Consider the following 18,703-nt stretch of genomic DNA (forward strand, 5'->3'; position numbering starts at 1 on the left):
ATTAGTCAAAGTTATGCCGTCCCAAAAACGATCAGCTAGTCTAGCAAAACGCATATAATCCTCTCCTTCAAAAAAGATATATATTAATCTATGAATATCGTTTGAAAGTCATGCCATACTTTTTGACGAGAAGGATTTGAAGAGTGGCTGGTACAAAACAAAATATATAATAGATAAAAATAACAATTTCTAATTTAGTGGTGAAACCAATTCGTTCCATTACACTACAGACACACGATACCTCGAGGAACAACCAAAGCCTCCTCGGCTAAAGTCAACTGCACCTCCAATTGTAGATAGTGCCTAACACTTGGGATGGGGCTTGGCGCTCGCCCCATGGAAAGCAAAGTCTATTCAGGCTGCGGTTGATCACCATAGACCTTTTTTCTTAAAATTAATTAAACCCCGAACAATTATACGAATATTTTTAGTGTGTACGTATAATTATTCGGGGTTATATTTGATTGAAATGTTTATTTAGCCAAACCGATAATCAAAAAGACTGTTGAAACCTATTATCCCTGCTCTTTTCGATAGGTATCTCTGCTTTTATAACCAGCTTGAAGGATCATCAACATTTCTGCTTTTCTTTTTTCTCTCGTTGCTTCTTGTTTTGCACTATAGACATATCTTGCCCATTCCTTTTGATAACCTGGTGTGAGGGATTGGTAAAAGGCTAATAACTCGGGAGTATTTATTAAATCATCTTCGATAGCTTGGATCTTTTCTATATAATCATCAACACGTTGACTCGCTTTGGAGGAAGCGGCCTTTAATGTCCTTTTTTCCTCTTCTTTTAAACCTATCACAGTGAATACTTCATCCAATCCAACCATACGCGCAAATTTTATTGTACTCGTTCCCACATATCCATCTGAATCCGTATCTAGCCCCTTAAACAATTCATCCCGATGAATATAAGTGGGGTAGACTTTATTTCCTTTCTTTGGATATGCTAAAAAGATGTATCCCTTCTTGTTCAGCGAATCTGTTCGTATAATCTTATCAACCGTTTCTCGCATTGCAACCATGTCTAGCACAAAGGCGAATATAGCATCATATTTATCTTGAAGCTCTGTATCATATGCTTCCAATTCTCCAAAGTAATTCAATTCATTTGGTTGATTTAGAATCGCCATTTTTTTGTATTTTTTTAAATTTAATTTATCGACAATTGTTTTTACCATAGGATTCTCCTTCTTATTCATTTAAGTATTTTATTTAAATAGTTTAACAATATACTACTTATCTGTCTTACTCTTTCAAAAATAATAAATACCGATGGAGTTTATTTATTTCTAGCAGGTATATTTTTTTCCAGAAAAAAGATAATAAACAGGATATTAGGCAAAATTAGTTCGATGGCAAGAATCATTCCAATTAGAAACAAGGAAAAGGGAAATTATATGAATGATAGATAATAAATCTTTTCTCTAAGCGGCTTTCTTGCTAATACCTGCAGAAAATCTTAAAATAGACAAAGTATTATTTACTGAACAACGATTGGAAGGAGTTGCTTTTAATGGCACAATCTTTAAAGGGAAAAGTAGCTTTCATTACGGGAGCTGGAAGAGGGATAGGAAAAGCAGTAGCGGTTGCACTAGCAAATGAAGGTGTAAATGTTGGTTTACTTGCTCGTACAGAAGGAGCATTACAAGAAGTAGCCAAAGAAGTGGAAGCACTTGGCGTAAAAGCTGCTTATGCAACAGTTGATGTATCCTCTTTAGAAGAAGTAGAACAAGCAATTTCTACTTTAACAAACGAACTAGGGAAAGCAGATATTTTAATCAATAATGCTGGAATTGGTAAATTCCAATCTCTTTTAGAAATGGACCCAGAAGAATGGAAACAAATCATCGACGTAAACTTAATGGGACCATACTATGTAACAAAGGCAGTTTTACCACAATTAATTGAAAAAAATGGCGGAGATATTATCAATATTTCTTCTACAAATGGCTTAAATGGCGCTGCTACTTCCAGTGCATACAGTGCTTCTAAATTCGGTCTAATCGGAATGACAGAATCATTAGCACAAGAAGTACGCAGAAATAATATTCGTGTTACTTCCTTAACACCAAGTACAGTTGCAACAGAGCTTGCTGTTAAAACAGATTTAATCAAAGGTGATGCAGAGAAATACATGCAGCCAGAAGATATCGCAGAACTGATTGTTTCTCAATTAAAACTGCATCCAAGAATCTATGTAAAAACAGCTACAGTACTAGGAACAAACCCATTCTAATACCATAGATATAATTGGGAAAGGGAATAGTGCCGCTATTAAATATAGCAGCACTATTCCCTTTCTTTCTTATCGGTTATTCATCTCATTTGGGTGTGGACCTTTTCGTCTATTGCGGTTTAGCTCATTAATTTGTTTCATTTCTTCCTCTGTTAATTCAAAATCAAACACATGGAAATTTTCTTCAATGCGAGATGGTGTCACTGATTTCGGAATAACAATCGTATTATTTTGCAAATGCCAACGCAATACTACTTGTGCTGGTGACTTTTCTTTTGTTTCTGCAATTTGTGTGATGACTTCATCCTGAAGAACTTCTCCGCCTTGATCAAGCGGGCTCCAAGCTTCTACAAAAATATCATGCTTTGCGCAAAAGTCCTTTAATTCATTTTGCGCTAAATATGGATGACATTCTACCTGATTCAAAACAGGTTTAACCTCACATTCATTTAAAATGCGCTCTAAATGTTCAATTTCAAAGTTACAAACACCAATAGCCTTCACTCTGCCATCTTTATATAATTTTTCTAGTGCTCTATATGTATCCACATACTCATCAAATTGTGGGGTTGGCCAATGAATCAAATAAAGATCGACGTAATCAAGCCCTAATCTTTCTAAACTTTCATCGAATGCTCTTAGTGTATTCTCATAGCCCTGATCACTGTTCCATACTTTTGTTGTAATAAACAACTCTTCGCGTGGAATAGAAGATTCTTTAATTGCTTTTCCTACACCTGCTTCGTTTTGATATACCATCGCAGTATCAATGGAAGTATAGCCTACTTTAAAAGCAGTGCTGACAGCAACAGCCGCTTCTTCATCTGGAACCTGCCAGACGCCAAACCCTAGTTGAGGCATTTTTAAACCATTATTTAATGTAACAACATTCATCTTTCCACACTCCTTTTTCGAATTCTCTTTTAGTTTAGCGCGAATAGAAATAAATTACAAAAAGTACGATTTCCTTATCCTTTAAAGATTCACAAATTCTCCATATACTTATGAACTTATTTTGAACATTATTATTTTGATAGCTAGTAGTTGAGCATGTTCTTTATGATAGATATTGTGAAATAATGAGCAATATATAGAGAGAGGGGAAAATTTTTATGAAAAGAGCTTCTAGTATAGCATTCGTTCTTCTAGCTATATTTATGCTGATAATAGCAGGTTGTAGCAACAATTCGAATACAGAAGAAAAAGCAAAGTATAAAGCGGGAACATACGAAGGCGTTTCCACTGGCCATGGAGGAGAAATTAAAGCTACAGTAACAGTTTCAAAAGATAAGATTGAGAAAATTGAAATCAGTGCAGATGGAGAAACTGGCAGTATTAGTGATGGGGCAACTACTCAATTAACCAATGATATTATCTCCTCACAAAGTTTAGCAGTGGATGTTGTATCAGGAGCAAGTGAATCTAGTAACGGAATTATTGAAGCTGTTACAAAGGCGTTAGAAAAGTCTGGAGCCGATATGAAAGCCTTAAAAGATGCTGCAAATAAAGTCATTGTAGAAGAACAAAAGCAGGAAGACTTAGATGTTGATGTCGCTATAGTAGGTGCAGGTGGTGCAGGACTTGCAGCAGCCGTGAAGGCTAGCGAAGCTGGTAAGTCTGTTGTCATTTTAGAGCAAATGCCTATCATTGGTGGAAACACAAATAAAGCAACAGGTGGAATGAATGTGGCAGGCACCAAATACCAAGAAGCGGATGGAATTAAAGACGACAAACAAACATGGTTTGACGATACGATGAAAGGCGGCAAAAACTTAAATGATCCAAAACTACTACAAACACTAGTAGATAATGCTCCTGATGCACTGAAATGGCTAAATGATATGGGAGCAGGTTTAACAAAGGTAACATTATCTGGTGGACAAACAAACCCAAGAATTCATCAGCCAGCAGATGGATCACCAGTTGGTCCTGTTATTGTAGAGGTTCTATCCAATAAATTGAAAGAATTAAATACTCCCATTTTATTAAATACTACAGCTGATAATTTAATAAAAAAAGATGGAGCAATTGTAGGAGTAAAAGCTACCGATAAAAATAGGAATTCATTCACGGTTAATGCAAAATCTGTTATTTTAGCAACAGGTGGTTTTGGGGCAAATGCTGAAATGGTTATTAAATACAATAAAGATCTGAAAGGTTTCTCAACAACAAATCATGCAGGAGCAATAGGATTAGGAATTGTTATGGCAGAAAAGGTTGGGGCTGACCTCGTAGATATGGATCAGATACAAATACACCCAACAACCGATCCAGAAACAGGCTATTTATTTACAGAAGGATTACGCGGGGACGGAGCCATTTTAGTAAATAAAGAAGGAAAAAGATTTACCAATGAATTATTGACACGTGATGTTGTTTCGAAAAATATTTTGGCACAGGCAGATAAAGTTGCATATCTCGTCGTAAACCAAGAAATGGCTGATGAAAACGCCTCATTAGCAGGATATATTAAAGATGGCTATGCTACAAAAGGAGAAACAATAGAAGCTTTGGGAAAGACAGCAGGAATAGATAGCAGTACCTTTGCTTCTACTTTAAAAAATTATACAAAATACGTTAAAAATAAAAAAGACGAAGAATTTGACAGAGTCCATCTAACTCAAACGTTAGAACAAGGTCCATACTATATAATTCCCGTAACTCCAGGTATTCATCATACTATGGGTGGATTAAAAATTGATACAAAAACTCATGTTTTAGATAAACAAGGAAATATCATTAAAGGACTGTATGCTGCAGGTGAAGTTACTGGTGGTGTTCATGGTGGAAATAGAATTGGTGGAAATGCTGTTGCTGACATTATCGTATTTGGCCGTATAGCTGGTGAAACCTCTGCAATCGAAATAAAATAACAAAAAAGTGCCTTCTTTCTTTTTAGAATCAAGGCACTTTTTTCTCTCTCAATCAGTAAAATTTCGCAATTTTTTCTATCGGCATTCTGCTAGTATTAAAAGCTGGTGCAGCTGCTTTTCCTATTGCAATAAGGGTAATCGGAAATTGGTTTTCTGGTAACTCAAAACGTTTCGCAAATGCATCTTTATCAAAACCGCCCATTATAACGGTATCATACCCTCGTTCTTTTGCTAGCAGTAAAATCTGCATGGAAATTAAGCCTGCATCATAGCTAGCAATTTGTGCTAATGTTTGTTTTGGTTGATTGGGATATAAACTTAGCGTATTATTAACCGTTCTATCTGCAATAGATTGATCCATATAGCCAAGGGAAACATTTTTTTCATAGATTTCTTCCACATTTCTATAAGCTTCTGTATCTCCTAACACAGCAATAATCGCTGAGGAATCTTCTATTTGCGCTTGGTTATTGCCAATTTCTCTTAACTCTTTTTTTAGTTCTTGATCTTGAATCACAATAAATCTCCAAGACTGCAAATTACTAGAAGATGGTGCACTTGTTGCTAATGTTAAAATTTCTTCCAGTTCCTTTTTTTCTATTTTATGAGCTGAATCATACACTCTTACCGATTTACGGCTTTTCATTATTTCTTCTAAATGAGACATATTCTTCCTCCAACTAATTAGTTAATTGTTTTCTAGAACCAACTTACCATTAGTAAGTAAAGATTGTCAAAGATGATGAATCGTATTTTTTTACAATAGTTATAAGTTCCATTAAAGAATGTTTATTAAACGTTATAAATTACTTAATCAGAGAGATAGAATTATTTAGTGTTTAAGAATGTTCGTCAGTCGTTTTAAGGTGTGCCTTTAGGAGCATTTCCCTCTTCTTTAAAACTATCTCTCCACTTTCCACCTTCTCTATTTACGAATAATTTTCCTTTTTCCACATACTTTGTACTAATCACCAAACCTGAAAGGAGAATTCACTTTGAATAAAGAAAAATGGCTGGAAATAGAAAAGCTTTTAAAGCAATGTCAGTACGATTTAAAGGTAATACACAATAATCTCATCACATTAGAAAAAATATTGCCTGCACCAAAGGAAAATGTTCATTAAATTCTATTTAGTGGCTGCAGCAGCAAGTTTTCTTATCTCTACATAAAGAGCACCTCTATAGCAATCTACTTCGAAAAGGAATGGATTTTGGAGAATAAACACATTACTATTCTCCTTCTCTTTCTGACTCGCTTCATTTGTGAGTTGCACTCTAAATACTTTTCCTATTAAATTTAATTGTCTCAAAAGCTGATCCTTTTCGAGTAAAGACATTCCACCAGCCTTATTCCATTCCTTTAGGATAGCTATAATATTAATTAAATAGGAATGACATTCCTTTAATACAGCTAAATTTTTGGAATGGGTATTTATTGTTTTCTTTAAGCCTCTTCTATTGTACACAGTGTATTTTATATTTTTAGTTGCTGTTAGTAGGTTTTTGTCGATTTCTTGAATTGTTTGAAGTAATTTCTTATTTAGTCTGTCTACCTCATCAGCCTGTTGCTTATTAAAGTCTGATGCTATCCAAGAAGAAACATATGTAAGTAAATGATCATATTTTTCAGCATAATTTATGACAGCCGTCCTATTTAACACGTTTGGCGGGAAAATAAATAATTGAAGAAAAATAGCAAGAATCCCTCCTAGTACTGTATCCACAATTCGATCCAATCCATAATTCCCAGCGTGCTTTTCTAATGCAAATACTAATAAAATGGACAGGGCAACTTGATGGATGATAACTGTGTTTAATCCGAATATCAGGGCAATGCCGGTACCTGCAAATAGAAATATCCCTAATATCCAGCCTGTTAGCGGTACATATTGAATAAAAAATATAGTCATTAACACCCCAATAATCGTCCCAACGCCCCGCCGAATCGAGAATTGGACAGACTGCTCGAGTGATGGCTGCAAGCACAGAATGAGTGAAAGTGGTGCTAAATATGAATGACTCGAGCCAATAAGCTTGGAAAGCTGCCAGGCAATTGCTGAACCAATTGCCATTTTCATTATTAATATTGTCTTATCATTCCATCTATTTATTTTCATACAAAACCTCACTATATGTTTTTAACTTTAGTATGAGTCTCCTGTAAAAAAACATGCAAAAGGCAGACCTTAGAGTATGTTCTCTTTAGGATCTGCCTTTTTCATTCACTTTAGATTTCTACTAAAAAAGTTTTAATTTCATAGGGCTTTATCGCGAATGTTATCCTTTCATTTTCCTGTTTTTCTCCAATTGTTTCTTCTAGAAGATTACATTCCTGCCATCTTTTCACATGAGCATCTGAGGTTAATTCTACTGTTCCTCTTTTTCCCATAAATTCATGTAAACGAACAATGACTTTATTCCCATCCTCAGCTTTTTTCACTGCATCGATCAAGCAATGATCAGACACTATATGGAATAAAGCAAAATCTTGTGATTGTAACTTTCCTGCCAAACTTTTTAATGGCTGATTTAAATCCCATGCCTCTTGGACTGTTCTCCCTTCTCTCCAGTCACCTTGATGTGGCAGAAGAGAATAAGTAAATGTATGTGCTCCTTGATCTTGTAAATAATCTGGGTAAGTACCTGCCTTAATAAGGGACAAACGCATCACGGAATCTTTGATGTCATAGCCATATTTACAATCATTTAAAAGACTTATTCCATAACCTTGCTCGGATAAATCTGCCCATTGGTGTCCAACCGTTTCAAACTTTGCATAATCCCAGCTTGTATTCCAATGAGTTGGTCGTTGTACATTTCCAAACTGAATATCATAGGTTGCTTGAGTGGAACGAATTTCAACTGGAAATGCCACTTTTAATAGCTGATGCTGTTCATGCCAATCAACAAATGTTTTAAAGTCTATTCTTGGATTTTCAGCATAGAGAATTACCTCTTGCTCTACCTTCGAATGGTGATATGTCCACACAAACTTTATTACTGCTCGCAAGGAGTTGTTTTCGATTATTTCTATCTCTTCTAATGTAGAAATCTCTTGATGCTTTTCTTGATAAAAAATATCAATGTCCCAAGCTTCCCATCTTAACGGCTTATCTTCAAATACTTGCAGGATATTTCCTGCCTGATTTTCCTTTAACACATCTCTTTGTGCTTTTTTATCAAATATACGAATTAATTGTCCCTTTTCATTCCAAAGAATTTGATAAAAAGGTGTCTCTATCCCATTATTATTTATCACAAAAGCAGACTGCTTATTTATACCTTGATTTTCCGACGATTTAAATAAAAGATTAGCTAATCCATGTGATGGAACTTCTTCCACTAATATAAGCCACTTTCCATTTACTTTTTCAACTTGCAGTACTTTTCCATTTTCTGATGACCATTCTCCCTCTTCTAGTCCAAGTTTAACTGGCACCTCCACCAATCCGGAACGCGGCCATGAAGAGTCATTTATCACGGTATACTGATTAGAGACATCTGAATCGATTATTCTCGTTGATACTTGCTCTTGTGCTTCATAAGCCAGTGATTCTGCTTCATCATATTCTAATAGGCTGTCTTCATACACTTCACGAATCGAAGACCCTGGAATGATATCATGGAACTGATTGCGCAATAAAATCGTCCAGCCTTTATGCAGCTCTTCCTGCGGATAAAAGGACCAATCAGAGGCTAATACACCAGCTAGTACACTAAGCAGTTCTGTCTCCCGGTACAATAATTCCTGTTTGCGATTACTTCTTTTATTATAAGCTTGACTGGTATAGGTTCCTCGATGAAATTCTAAATAGAGTTCTCCATCCCATGTATGAACATATTCTTCTGTATTCTTCACTTTTTCATGAAGGAAGTCAAAATAATCGCCTGCTTTAGTTGATTTAACAGCAGGCAGGCCTGGAATTCGGTCAAAACGTCTTCTCATTTCCAGCATATCCCGATTTACTCCACCTCCGCCATCTCCATAGCCATAAGACAACAGTAAATCTTGCGTAATATTTTTGTCCTTATAATTATCCCAAGCACCCTGCACCACATCTGCCTGCATTTCTCCATTATAATCATAAGCCCAGCCTCTACTGTTCGGATACGGTGTAGTTACAAAGTGGGTCAAAATTTCTGTTCCATCAATGCCTCGCCATTGAAAGGTATCATGCGGCATCCGATTATACTGATTCCAGCTAATCTTCGTCGTCATAAAAGTTTCTATTCTTGCTTGTTTAAGAATTTGCGGCAATGACCAGCTATAGCCAAATACATCTGGCAGCCATAAGTACTTACTTGTTACTCCAAATTCTTCTTTTAAGAATCTCGTTCCATGAAGTAATTGACGAACAAAAGATTCACCTGAAGGCAAATTACAATCAGGCTCCAGCCACATCCCGCCTTCTGGTTCCCACCTTCCTTCCGCTACTCTATCTTTCAGCTGGGCATAGATTTCCGGATAATCCTCTTTTAAATAGGCGTATAGCTGAGGCTGTGACTGCATAAATAAGTATTCTGGATATCTTTCCATTAAACGCAATACGGTGGAAAAGGAACGTGCCGCTTTTTCTCGAGTATGCTTTAAGCGCCATAACCAAGCAACATCAATATGGGTGTGGCCAATTGCATGAATCGTTACAGCTGCATGCTTGTCCATCTTTTCTAATGCTGCATTTAAATAGTTATTTGCCTTGTTAATAGATTGATAAAATAAATCCGATCCTGGTTCTGTCCAGTCTATTTCATAAAATGATCGATTTAATGCTGTTAGGATGGTCTGATACTCTGGTCTGTTTTCATCTAAAATATGTATGGTTTGGATCATTGCTTTGGCTGTATAGTATAAATCATCTGTTGCTTCGTCTAGCCAGGCAATCTCTGCCTTCTTTATCTTATGCTCCTGAATACGCGGCTTACCGCCACCCTCTAAGCCAGACCACAAACGAAAAATCAAGCTGACATTTGTGCCGCAATGTTCCTCTTTGAGAAAAACTTCCCGATGATTCGCATCTACACCTTGATAGATTTTCTTATTTACATACAAAAGAGACTCAAAGCCTGAATTCGTTCCACCATCTGTTATGCCAAAATCAAAATAGCCCAATACCTGTTTCCCTTTCCAGCTCATAGGGATTGCTACCTCTGTCTTTAACCAAGCATAATGATCCCTTCCTGCCCAATGATCTCCGACATGAATAGTAGCCCATTCCCCATTTTCTGGTGGTCTCGCACCAATCTCTCCTTCTTCATCTAATTGCATCGAAAAGGAGTCCAAGGAAATTGATTCTCGATAGCGATAATTTTCTAGTTCCTTGATTCGTGCATCCAATTTCTTTTCTGTCCAGAACATAAAAGCCCTCCATATTAAGATAATTTTCAAAATTTCGATTATCTTTATTATCTAACAATAAGAGCTTTAGTCAATGCAAAAAAATAGTTTGGGGCGGAGATGGGGTTATCAAGCTGTTTGAATTCGCCACACTCCCTGTCCTAAATCATTTACATACGTGCTTATTCTTTATACAACAGACAAAAACCCTCCTTAGAAAGGAAGAGTTTTGTTTGTTGTTATTCTATTTCTCTTATTCCACACACCGTTATCTTCCTGCTGCTCTTCTAATCGGTTCAACCTCTATCTCTCTAACCTCTGGTCGGCCAATGGAGAAATAATTAATACCTGCCTTACTTGCTTCCTCTAGGGAAAAACAATTTCTTCCATCAAATATAAATGGTACGTTCATTTTGTTTTTTAAAATAGTTAAATCTATTGCTTTAATTTCAGCCCATTCTGTATAGATAAAGCAAAGATCTGCTCCCTCCAGCGCTTTCTCTGGTGTTTGTTCATAGACTACCTCTGTAGGAAAGTGCTTTTTAAAGTTATCTCCCCCTACTGGATCATAGACATGTACTTTTGCTCCTTCGCTTAATAATATGCGAACATTGGGAATAGAAGGAGCTTCACGCAAATCATCTGTTCCAGGCTTAAAGGTCAGCCCTAGTACTGCTACTTTCATTCCATTGAAAGAGGAAAATTCATTCCGCGCCTTTGAAATCAGCTTAAATTTTTGCTTCTCATTGACCTCAATTGCAGCTTTTACTGTCCGTAAAACATAGCCTTCTTCTTCTGCAAGCCAATGCAGGGCTTTCGTATCTTTTGGAAAACAAGAACCACCATACCCAATGCCTGGATTTAAAAATTTTTTCCCAATGCGCTCATCATAACTCATTCCACTTGTTACATCCTCAATATTCGCACCAACTGATTCACATAAATTAGCAATGTCATTGATAAAAGAAATCTTTAAAGCCAGAAAATCATTCGATGCGTATTTTACCATTTCTGCACTGCGACGATTCATTGTTAAAATCGGCTGTTGAAAAGGTTCATAAATAGAAGTTAAAATCTTCTTAGCCCTTTCGCTTTCTACCCCAATGACAATTCGTGAAGCATGCAGTGTATCTTTAATGGCACTTCCTTGGGCAAGAAATTCAGGATTAGAGGCAACCTCTATCGAAACCTTATGTTTTAAGTGATTTTTTATGTATGTTTCAACACGGTCATTTGTCCCGATGGGAACGGTTGATTTAATAACAATTAAACAATCACGCCTTACACTTTCGGCAATTTGCTTTGCGACTTGAAATACATAGTTTAAGTTAGCAGACCCATCTTCATTTTCGGGCGTCCCGACCCCGATGAAAATAACATCTGATTGCGCATAGGCTTTGTTATAGTCAGTTGTAAAAGTTAATTTTCCGGCCTGTGAATTTTTTTCTATAAGTTTATCTAGCTCTGGCTCATAAATAGGCGAAATCCCTAGATTCAGAAGAACAATTTTCTCTTGGTCTTGATCTACACAAATTACCTTGTGACCAACCTCTGCTAAACAAACACCTGTCACTAATCCAACATATCCTGTACCTGCCACTGTGATATTCATCTTGACAAAACTCCTTATGTAAAAGATTACAAAGACGGCCAAAATCCGTTATTAAAATAAAAAGTCGGAAGATTTAAATAGGAATATAGTTAGTATAATGGTTGATTATTTCATCGCTTATTCTTTTTATATTTTTGGTAAAGGAATGTAAATTTCCCAACTAATCATAAGAGGTAAAAATAGGAAATTTATGCTAAACTATAGCTAAAATAGGAATGGAGGAAGGATCAGTGGTCATTATCTTACTATTTATATCTTTATTGTTTTCTGCAGTCCTCTCTATTTTTACACTCACAAAAACACAGAAGAAATGGGTGGCACTATTCGTTGCATTCTGTGGGAATAGCGTTGTGTTAGCAGGTACGACATGGATTATATATATTTCTAATGAAGAAGTGAGATTATTTGGTTTTGGTCATTCGCCTCTATCCTTGCTGCCACTTTTCATTCCTGTTATTACATGGATTAACTACTTCATTCTTGAGCTAATTAAAAAGTTTTCCAAACGGTCTGACTCATATAGCATTGCTGCAAATAAATAACTTACTTTAACTTTTATTAAAAATTGTAATCGAAAGTTTTTAAGGAAGGAGTAACGAAAGAAAGCCAGCTTCTTAAAAAGCTGACTATCTTTCGTCTTCTGTTTTATCACTTTGCTCTTTATTCCGCTTGTTTCCTTTACTATTATCCTCACTAATACTAGACTGATGTCCCTTAAGGAAGTTTTGATTTTCACTTACAATAACAAAGAATAAGTATGGTGAACCGTATCTGTTATTTGAATCGAGTTGTTAAGAAATGACAAACGCCATCTTCATCACAGCTTAAATCTGTTACTTCTGCTGCCAATTCTTTAATATGGTCTGGAGCATTCTGCATAGCAACCGGCATAGAAACAAATTGAAGCATTTGGATATCGTTATCACTATCGCCAATTCCCATAGTCTCCTCTGCTGAAAGATTAAATCTTTCTAACATCTCTTTAATACCAGTGGCTTTATTTACGTTAGCAACCATTACTTCCACATTATGTGCAGATGAAGTAGATGCTGTAAAGTCGATTTCTTTTCTTAAGTCTTCTAGCACCTGTTTCCATTGATTAATATGTTCTTTTGTTCGAGCAAAAAAATAGAACTTGGAAAACTCTTTGCCTTCAATCGTGTCCTTCCAAGCAATCTTTCTACTGATAGCTTCTTTTCGAGAAAGCCATTCATTAATACCTACGCTTTCTGGTTTCGGTTCTCTGATCTCTTGTATAACATATTCTTTATCCTGACTTAATGTCATTCGAGAGTCCCCATATGGAAATAACTCATAATATACTTTATTCTCTCTTGCCTTTTTAATAATTGTTTCGACTAGTTCTAAAGGTAGAGTATGCTGAAAAATAGGTTCCTTTCCTATGTAACCAGCCATGCCGTTTGAAGTAACATATCCATCCACTTTAAATCCTTCTGGCACGACGGATTCAATTTCATCAAAAGATCTTCCTGTAGCTATAAATACGAATAGACCATCCTTGCGTAGATCATCAATAATCTCCTTTGTCTTCACGCTTACTTGATTCTGGTGATTTAAAATAGTACCATCCATATCAAGAAAAATAGCCTTTGGCTTTTGTAACAAAATAATTCCCCCTTTAACACTCTTCATTGGCAAGTATACACCTCGTTACGTTTTCCCTCAAATGCATTGTTTGTTTTCCTCGAAGGTGAGGAGAGATTAGCTGTTAACTCTTTTTAGCTCTTCGATGATTTTTGGTTTCAACTTTGCAATGAATGCTTTTTTGTTTGCATTTTCTTTCCTTTTTGGCTTTCATCTTGCTGATGAATGCCACTTTTTTTCACTTCTCCCTTCCGTTTCAGCTTTCATTTTGCTGATGAACGCCACTTTTTTCGCTTCTCCCTTCCATTTTGGCTTTCATCTTGGTAATGAACGCCACTTTTTTCGCTTCTCCCTTCCATTTTGGCTTTCATCTTGGTAATGAACGCCACTTTTTTCGCTTCTCCCTTCTATTTTGGCTTTCATCTTGGTAATGAACGCCACTTTTTTCGCTTCTCCCTTCTATTTGGAGTACATCTTAGTTTTTCCATAGCGTTTTTCCTGCAATTCTCGATTTTTCACTTTCCTACCTTCTTCTGGAACGCAAAAAAAACTAGCATGTGCCTTTTAAATACACGCTAGTAATAAACGCTATTGCTGCTCGTCTTTCTTGAGGATTCTAAATTTCAACAATAACCTAGTAAACCAATATGCTACAAATACAATAAATAAATCCAAAAGGAATAAATGAATAACGTTAATTCCTCCATGAAACGTTACCAAGCCCATTGATTTTTCAATATTAGCGCATATAAAAGTATACACAGCACTCAATAACACGGTTAGGATATAAAAGTTTTTCTTGCGATTCGTTGCATATTGATACACTAGCATAAACCCTACTGGCAGAAAGGAACCTGTAATATTTAATGCATTAGGAAGCACCGGTGTAAGAAAGTGGGTATGTGTTAAGAAATTAGTTCTACTCAGTGCAAGGTCTATGTATGCCCAAAGTAGATGAACAGTATAGCCAAAGAATAATATTTCAAATAATCTCCTTCTGTCTACCATAAAATATAATATGATTAATGGTACTAATAAAGATAGAAGAATGATCCAAAACTGCCATGTAGAAAAATCTGAATATTTATCCCAATAGGAAGAATATAATGAATGTAATTGTCCATTTATTTCATTAATTTTATCCCAATATTCCTTGTAGTTCATTTTATTCATCTCCTCCTTAAAAAATTTCCATTATTGAAGGGAGAGGCACGTTTAAGAATCTCCAATAATCGGAGTTAAAGAGACCTGTTTTTGTCTACTTATGACCTTGAGTTATTTCTCTACTTTAAATAGTTTGTACAATTTATTAGTAATTACTCATAAAAAATAGAAAAGGCTCTTTCAATTTTCCACAGCTTGAAATGATTCTAAGAAGAGTGGATGCAGAAGCACCTATAATTTCTTAGAAAAAAAGGCCAAGTGCATCACTTGACCTTGTTCTATAATTCTGATTTCAGCTTTTTTATATAAGAAGGAATTAGATTTTCTCGGCTGCAATTATTGCAATAGAATTGTTTTACGATGTCATCACATAAGTATGTTTTTAGCACAAACGCTGGAATACGTTGAGGCAATCCACAATGCTGGCAGAAAAATACGTATCCAACCTCTTTCTTCATGGACCTCACTCCATTCAGTTATTTTCCACGCCTACTTAATTCCGGTGATGCTGTAACTTCTATACAATTTACCCTTTTATTCCTGATTTTCTACTATTATACTAATAAAATATATGTTAAGCATGAGTACGAGAACTTAATTTTCATATTACTTTTACCTAACATAATATTCCTTTGCACTGTTTTTATTTATTTATCTTTCCAGCATTTGATTTGTTTCCGTCTATAAATGCTTCCCATTCTTCTCTTAATATCCCCATCCGTATGGAGTCATAATATACACCGTTATAGTAGCGGCACTTTCTCATGCGTCCTTCCATTGTCATGCCCAGCTTTTCTCCTACCTTTATCATTCGCTCATTCCCTGACCATGTTGTATATCCAACTCGAACTAATGGCAAAGTCTTAAATAAATGGTCGATCCATAGCTTCAATACCCGCGTTCCATATCCACCACTCCAGTAGTTTGGATTATAGATAACTATTCCCATCTCTAACCATTTGGACGGTTCATGTTCCCAGTAGTAGCCAACCGTTCCTATTAGTTCTTCCCCTACAACAATTGCCCAGTAATCATCTCTTTCTAAGAAGCGCTCTTTTTGAGTTTTTAAGAATCCTTCATAACTTAATGCTTTATGTGCATAATACGGAGCATCCCATTTTTTCCATTCAGGATTTTCTTCTTTAAATGCCAGTGTCCAAAGCTGATAAAGATCTTCCTCCTTAATCGGTCTTACTGTTAATTCTTTATCTTGGTACAATCACTTCACTTCTCCTTTCTTTAGGAATCCCTAAAACCTTCCCTTCGTTTTCCTCTTTTTAAAAAATATAGTACCTATAAAACCAATGACTAATCCTAATATAACGCCAGTTCCGTCGATAATGATGGCGTCTTGCCAATGGCCTGTTCTTCCGGGAACAAAGCTTTGGTGCCACTCATCTGTTAATGCATAAGCAATAGAAAGAGCACCACTTAATAGATACACCCATGGTCGTTTGATTTTCGTTTGCATCAGGGTGAGAAATAACAGCAAAGTTAAGAGGCAATAACCAATTACATGCCCTGCTTTTCGAAATAAAAATTCGATAAAACCATATGGGTCAGAATCCGAAGAGATAATCTGGCCATCATACTCAAATGTTATAGAGGGGAATGGAACATTTGTCAGGTCTATCTTATCTCGTAAAAATGGCTTAATATCCTGTTCTTCATACGGCATATGGGAGAACATAAAAATGATAAACATGGAGACAATGCAGATAAAAAATAATAAATAAAATCTTTTTTTTCGTGAAAACTTTAAGGGCAATTTCTTTTCATTCCTTTTTGTTTATTCCAATTTCAGCGGTCATTCTTTTACCTTAAAATGTAAAATTTGGTGAAATGGTGAGTTTTAACCATTATACAATTATTTATCATAAGAAGCGTAGTTTTTTATCTTTATCTTCTACAAATTATCATTAAAAAATATAATAAACAAAATATTCCTATAGTTCAATTTTTTATTGTATAATCAAACTAATCGTTTCGAAAAACGAAATAAATAGGTGACAGAGGAGAATGTTTATGAATAAAGAAATGGAAAAAACACTTTATCGTTCCGAAGTTCCTTTCGAACAAACCTGGAATTTGCGCGATTTGTTCGAAAGCGAAGCTGATTGGAAAAGGGAAGTAGAAGCGATTGAAGAAGATATTCCTACTGTGACACAATTTAAAGGGAAGCTTCACCAAAACGCTAAAATCTTGCTAGATTGTCTAAAAGCTCGAGATGCATTGGATGAAAGATTAGTGAGAGTTCTCACTTATGCAAACCTTAATCAATCTGCAGACGGATCTAATCCTTCCAATCAAGAGAACGATGCAATTGTTTCTTCCCTCTATGCAAAAGTAAGCTCAAGCCTTTCTTTTATTAATTCAGAGATTCTTACGCTTGCAAACGATAAAATAAATACATACCTGAACGAGGAAGAAGAACTACAGCTTTTTTCCAAAACACTAACGGACTTAATGGATTTGAAGCCACATATGTTAACACCTGAAGCAGAGGAAGTATTAGCAGCATTTGGTGAAATCCAGCGTTCTCCTTATATGATTTATCAAAGAAGTAAAACATCAGATATGGAGTTTTCCTCCTTTATAACAAGTGACGGGACAGAATATCCTTTGACATTTAATTCTTTCGAAAAGTACGAAGAATCGGCAGATAAAGAAGTAAGAAGAAAAGCATATGAAGCCTTTTCGGCTGGCCTTAACCGTTATAAAAATACATATGCGGCTACCTATGGAACAGAAGTTAAAAAACAAATAATAGAATCTCGTTTACGAAACTATGAATCTGTAACAGACATGCTTTTACAAGAACAACAAGTCACAAAAGAAATGTACCATAACCAATTGGATACCATTCTTACAGAATTGGCTCCACATATGCGCAGATTCGCCAAATTAAAAGAGCGTGTATTAGGTTTAGAAAAAATCCATTATTGTGATTTAAAGGCTCCGCTCGACACATCCTATGATCCTAAAATTACGTACGAGGAAGCTTCCAAGCTTATCTTAGAAGCGCTTAATATTATGGGACCAGAATATATGGAAATAATGGAAAAAGGCTTAAAAGACCGCTGGGTAGACTTAGCAGATAACCATGGAAAACGATCAGGTGCCTTCTGCTCCAGCCCGTATGGAGTACATCCATACATTTTAATGACATGGCATAACTCAATGCGTAATACGTTTACCTTAGCACATGAACTTGGACATGCTGGACATTTTGCTCTTGCTGGCAAAAATCAAATTATTTCAAATACCCGTCCATCTCGATACTTTATTGAAGCTCCATCCACCATGAACGAAATGCTTTTGAGCAAGTATATTATGAAACAATCTTCAAACAATCAAATTAGAAGATGGGTAATTCTCCAATCACTAGGAACGTATTATCATAATTTTGTTACCCATATTTTAGAAGGGGCACTCCAAAGAAAAGTTTATGACTTAGCAGAACAAGGAACTCCGATTACAGCTAAAGTATTATGTGAACAAAATATCGATGTCTTAAAATCATTCTGGGGAGACAGTGTGGAAATAGATGAAGCAGCAGGCCTAACATGGATGCGCCAACCCCATTATTATATGGGTCTTTACCCATATACGTACTCCGCTGGGCTTACAGCTTCAACTGCCGTATCAGCAATGATTGAGGAAGAAGGACAGCCTGCTGTTGAGCGATGGCTAAAAGTTTTAAAAGCCGGCGGCACTTTAAAACCATTCGATTTAATGAAACTAGCAAATGTAGATATGTCCACCCCTGAGCCAATCCGAAAAGCAATTGCCTATGTTGGAAGCTTAATAGATGAATTAGAAGCAAGCTATAATTAAAAAATACTAAATTTATTTCTCGCAAAATAGTA

At 35.9% G+C, this 18,703-nt stretch carries 17 protein-coding genes; 5 read left to right on the forward strand and 12 right to left on the reverse strand.

Annotated elements, in window-relative coordinates:
• Positions 1-515: 515 nt before the first annotated feature.
• The gene (locus tag NSS71_RS15385) at positions 516-1,187 is read right to left on the reverse strand and encodes a YdeI/OmpD-associated family protein (RefSeq protein WP_047943871.1); all 672 of its coding nucleotides are present in this window, start codon (positions 1,185-1,187) and stop codon (positions 516-518) included.
• A gap of 335 nt (positions 1,188-1,522) precedes the next feature.
• On the opposite strand from NSS71_RS15385, the gene NSS71_RS15390 reads away from it, so the two are divergent.
• Entirely contained in the window at positions 1,523-2,245 is a 723-nt protein-coding gene (locus NSS71_RS15390) for a 3-ketoacyl-ACP reductase (protein ID WP_047943870.1), read from the forward strand.
• Positions 2,246-2,314: 69 nt separating this feature from the next.
• Here the strand turns inward: NSS71_RS15390 and NSS71_RS15395 are convergent, their stop codons facing one another.
• Positions 2,315-3,139, reverse strand: coding sequence for an aldo/keto reductase (locus NSS71_RS15395; RefSeq protein WP_047943869.1), 825 nt, complete (start codon positions 3,137-3,139; stop codon positions 2,315-2,317).
• 218 nt (positions 3,140-3,357) lie between these two features.
• Here NSS71_RS15395 and NSS71_RS15400 point away from each other — a divergent pair, with 218 nt between their 5' ends.
• Positions 3,358-5,118, forward strand: a complete 1,761-nt coding sequence (locus NSS71_RS15400; protein ID WP_061798078.1) for a flavocytochrome c — start codon at positions 3,358-3,360, stop codon at positions 5,116-5,118.
• 52 nt (positions 5,119-5,170) lie between these two features.
• On the opposite strand, the gene NSS71_RS15405 is transcribed toward NSS71_RS15400, so the two are convergent.
• Positions 5,171-5,785, reverse strand: a complete 615-nt coding sequence (locus tag NSS71_RS15405; protein WP_047943867.1) for a nitroreductase family protein — start codon at positions 5,783-5,785, stop codon at positions 5,171-5,173.
• Positions 5,786-6,113: 328 nt separating this feature from the next.
• On the opposite strand from NSS71_RS15405, the gene NSS71_RS15410 reads away from it, so the two are divergent.
• Positions 6,114-6,242, forward strand: coding sequence for a hypothetical protein (locus tag NSS71_RS15410; protein WP_268874805.1), 129 nt, complete (start codon positions 6,114-6,116; stop codon positions 6,240-6,242).
• A 3-nt stretch (positions 6,243-6,245) separates the two neighbouring features.
• Here the strand turns inward: NSS71_RS15410 and NSS71_RS15415 are convergent, their stop codons facing one another.
• The 3 genes from NSS71_RS15415 to NSS71_RS15425 all read right to left on the reverse strand — a co-directional run bounded on the left by NSS71_RS15415 (position 6,246) and on the right by NSS71_RS15425 (position 12,065).
• The gene (locus tag NSS71_RS15415; protein ID WP_061798080.1) at positions 6,246-7,235 is read right to left on the reverse strand and encodes an FUSC family protein; all 990 of its coding nucleotides are present in this window, start codon (positions 7,233-7,235) and stop codon (positions 6,246-6,248) included.
• A 110-nt stretch (positions 7,236-7,345) separates the two neighbouring features.
• Positions 7,346-10,474, reverse strand: a complete 3,129-nt coding sequence (locus tag NSS71_RS15420; protein ID WP_047943864.1) for an alpha-mannosidase — start codon at positions 10,472-10,474, stop codon at positions 7,346-7,348.
• Between the two features lie 247 nt (positions 10,475-10,721).
• Positions 10,722-12,065 (reverse strand): UDP-glucose dehydrogenase family protein, encoded by a 1,344-nt coding sequence (locus tag NSS71_RS15425; protein WP_061798082.1) that lies wholly within the window; start codon positions 12,063-12,065, stop codon positions 10,722-10,724.
• A gap of 230 nt (positions 12,066-12,295) precedes the next feature.
• Between NSS71_RS15425 and NSS71_RS15430 the strand changes: the two genes are divergently transcribed.
• Complete coding sequence (locus tag NSS71_RS15430) at positions 12,296-12,607, forward strand: hypothetical protein (RefSeq protein WP_047943862.1); 312 nt, start codon at positions 12,296-12,298, stop codon at positions 12,605-12,607.
• 232 nt (positions 12,608-12,839) lie between these two features.
• Here the strand turns inward: NSS71_RS15430 and NSS71_RS15435 are convergent, their stop codons facing one another.
• The 6 genes from NSS71_RS15435 to NSS71_RS15460 all read right to left on the reverse strand — a co-directional run bounded on the left by NSS71_RS15435 (position 12,840) and on the right by NSS71_RS15460 (position 16,602).
• A complete protein-coding gene (locus tag NSS71_RS15435) occupies positions 12,840-13,691 on the reverse strand; it encodes an HAD family hydrolase (protein ID WP_047943861.1) in 852 nt (283 codons plus the stop codon).
• 242 nt (positions 13,692-13,933) lie between these two features.
• Entirely contained in the window at positions 13,934-14,059 is a 126-nt protein-coding gene (locus NSS71_RS15440) for a hypothetical protein (protein WP_268874806.1), read from the reverse strand.
• A 199-nt stretch (positions 14,060-14,258) separates the two neighbouring features.
• Positions 14,259-14,834 (reverse strand): hypothetical protein, encoded by a 576-nt coding sequence (locus NSS71_RS15445; RefSeq protein ID WP_047943860.1) that lies wholly within the window; start codon positions 14,832-14,834, stop codon positions 14,259-14,261.
• 278 nt (positions 14,835-15,112) lie between these two features.
• Complete coding sequence (locus NSS71_RS15450) at positions 15,113-15,292, reverse strand: hypothetical protein (protein WP_144544645.1); 180 nt, start codon at positions 15,290-15,292, stop codon at positions 15,113-15,115.
• Positions 15,293-15,477: 185 nt separating this feature from the next.
• Entirely contained in the window at positions 15,478-16,053 is a 576-nt protein-coding gene (locus NSS71_RS15455; protein WP_047943859.1) for a GNAT family N-acetyltransferase, read from the reverse strand.
• Positions 16,054-16,083: 30 nt separating this feature from the next.
• Positions 16,084-16,602, reverse strand: a complete 519-nt coding sequence (locus NSS71_RS15460) for a VanZ family protein (protein ID WP_053215766.1) — start codon at positions 16,600-16,602, stop codon at positions 16,084-16,086.
• 257 nt (positions 16,603-16,859) lie between these two features.
• Between NSS71_RS15460 and pepF the strand changes: the two genes are divergently transcribed.
• Entirely contained in the window at positions 16,860-18,671 is a 1,812-nt protein-coding gene (pepF, locus tag NSS71_RS15465) for an oligoendopeptidase F (protein ID WP_047943858.1), read from the forward strand.
• Positions 18,672-18,703 lie beyond the last annotated feature (32 nt).

The sequence above is a fragment of the Niallia sp. FSL W8-0951 genome, from assembly GCF_038006525.1.
In the GTDB taxonomy this organism is placed as follows: domain Bacteria; phylum Bacillota; class Bacilli; order Bacillales; family Cytobacillaceae; genus Niallia; species Niallia circulans.

What these genes read in the sequence shown, in the direction of transcription:
- NSS71_RS15400 (WP_061798078.1), top strand. Translation starts at nt 3,358, where the DNA reads ATGAAAAGAGCTTCTAGTATAGCATTCGTTCTTCTAGCTATATTTATG.
- NSS71_RS15425 (WP_061798082.1), bottom strand. Translation starts at nt 12,065, where the DNA reads ATGAATATCACAGTGGCAGGTACAGGATATGTTGGATTAGTGACAGGT.
- NSS71_RS15405 (WP_047943867.1), bottom strand. Translation starts at nt 5,785, where the DNA reads ATGTCTCATTTAGAAGAAATAATGAAAAGCCGTAAATCGGTAAGAGTG.
- NSS71_RS15450 (WP_144544645.1), bottom strand. Translation starts at nt 15,292, where the DNA reads ATGAAGAAAGAGGTTGGATACGTATTTTTCTGCCAGCATTGTGGATTG.
- NSS71_RS15420 (WP_047943864.1), bottom strand. Translation starts at nt 10,474, where the DNA reads ATGTTCTGGACAGAAAAGAAATTGGATGCACGAATCAAGGAACTAGAA.
- NSS71_RS15415 (WP_061798080.1), bottom strand. Translation starts at nt 7,235, where the DNA reads ATGAAAATAAATAGATGGAATGATAAGACAATATTAATAATGAAAATG.
- NSS71_RS15445 (WP_047943860.1), bottom strand. Translation starts at nt 14,834, where the DNA reads ATGAACTACAAGGAATATTGGGATAAAATTAATGAAATAAATGGACAA.
- NSS71_RS15390 (WP_047943870.1), top strand. Translation starts at nt 1,523, where the DNA reads ATGGCACAATCTTTAAAGGGAAAAGTAGCTTTCATTACGGGAGCTGGA.
- NSS71_RS15395 (WP_047943869.1), bottom strand. Translation starts at nt 3,139, where the DNA reads ATGAATGTTGTTACATTAAATAATGGTTTAAAAATGCCTCAACTAGGG.
- pepF (WP_047943858.1), top strand. Translation starts at nt 16,860, where the DNA reads ATGAATAAAGAAATGGAAAAAACACTTTATCGTTCCGAAGTTCCTTTC.
- NSS71_RS15385 (WP_047943871.1), bottom strand. Translation starts at nt 1,187, where the DNA reads ATGGTAAAAACAATTGTCGATAAATTAAATTTAAAAAAATACAAAAAA.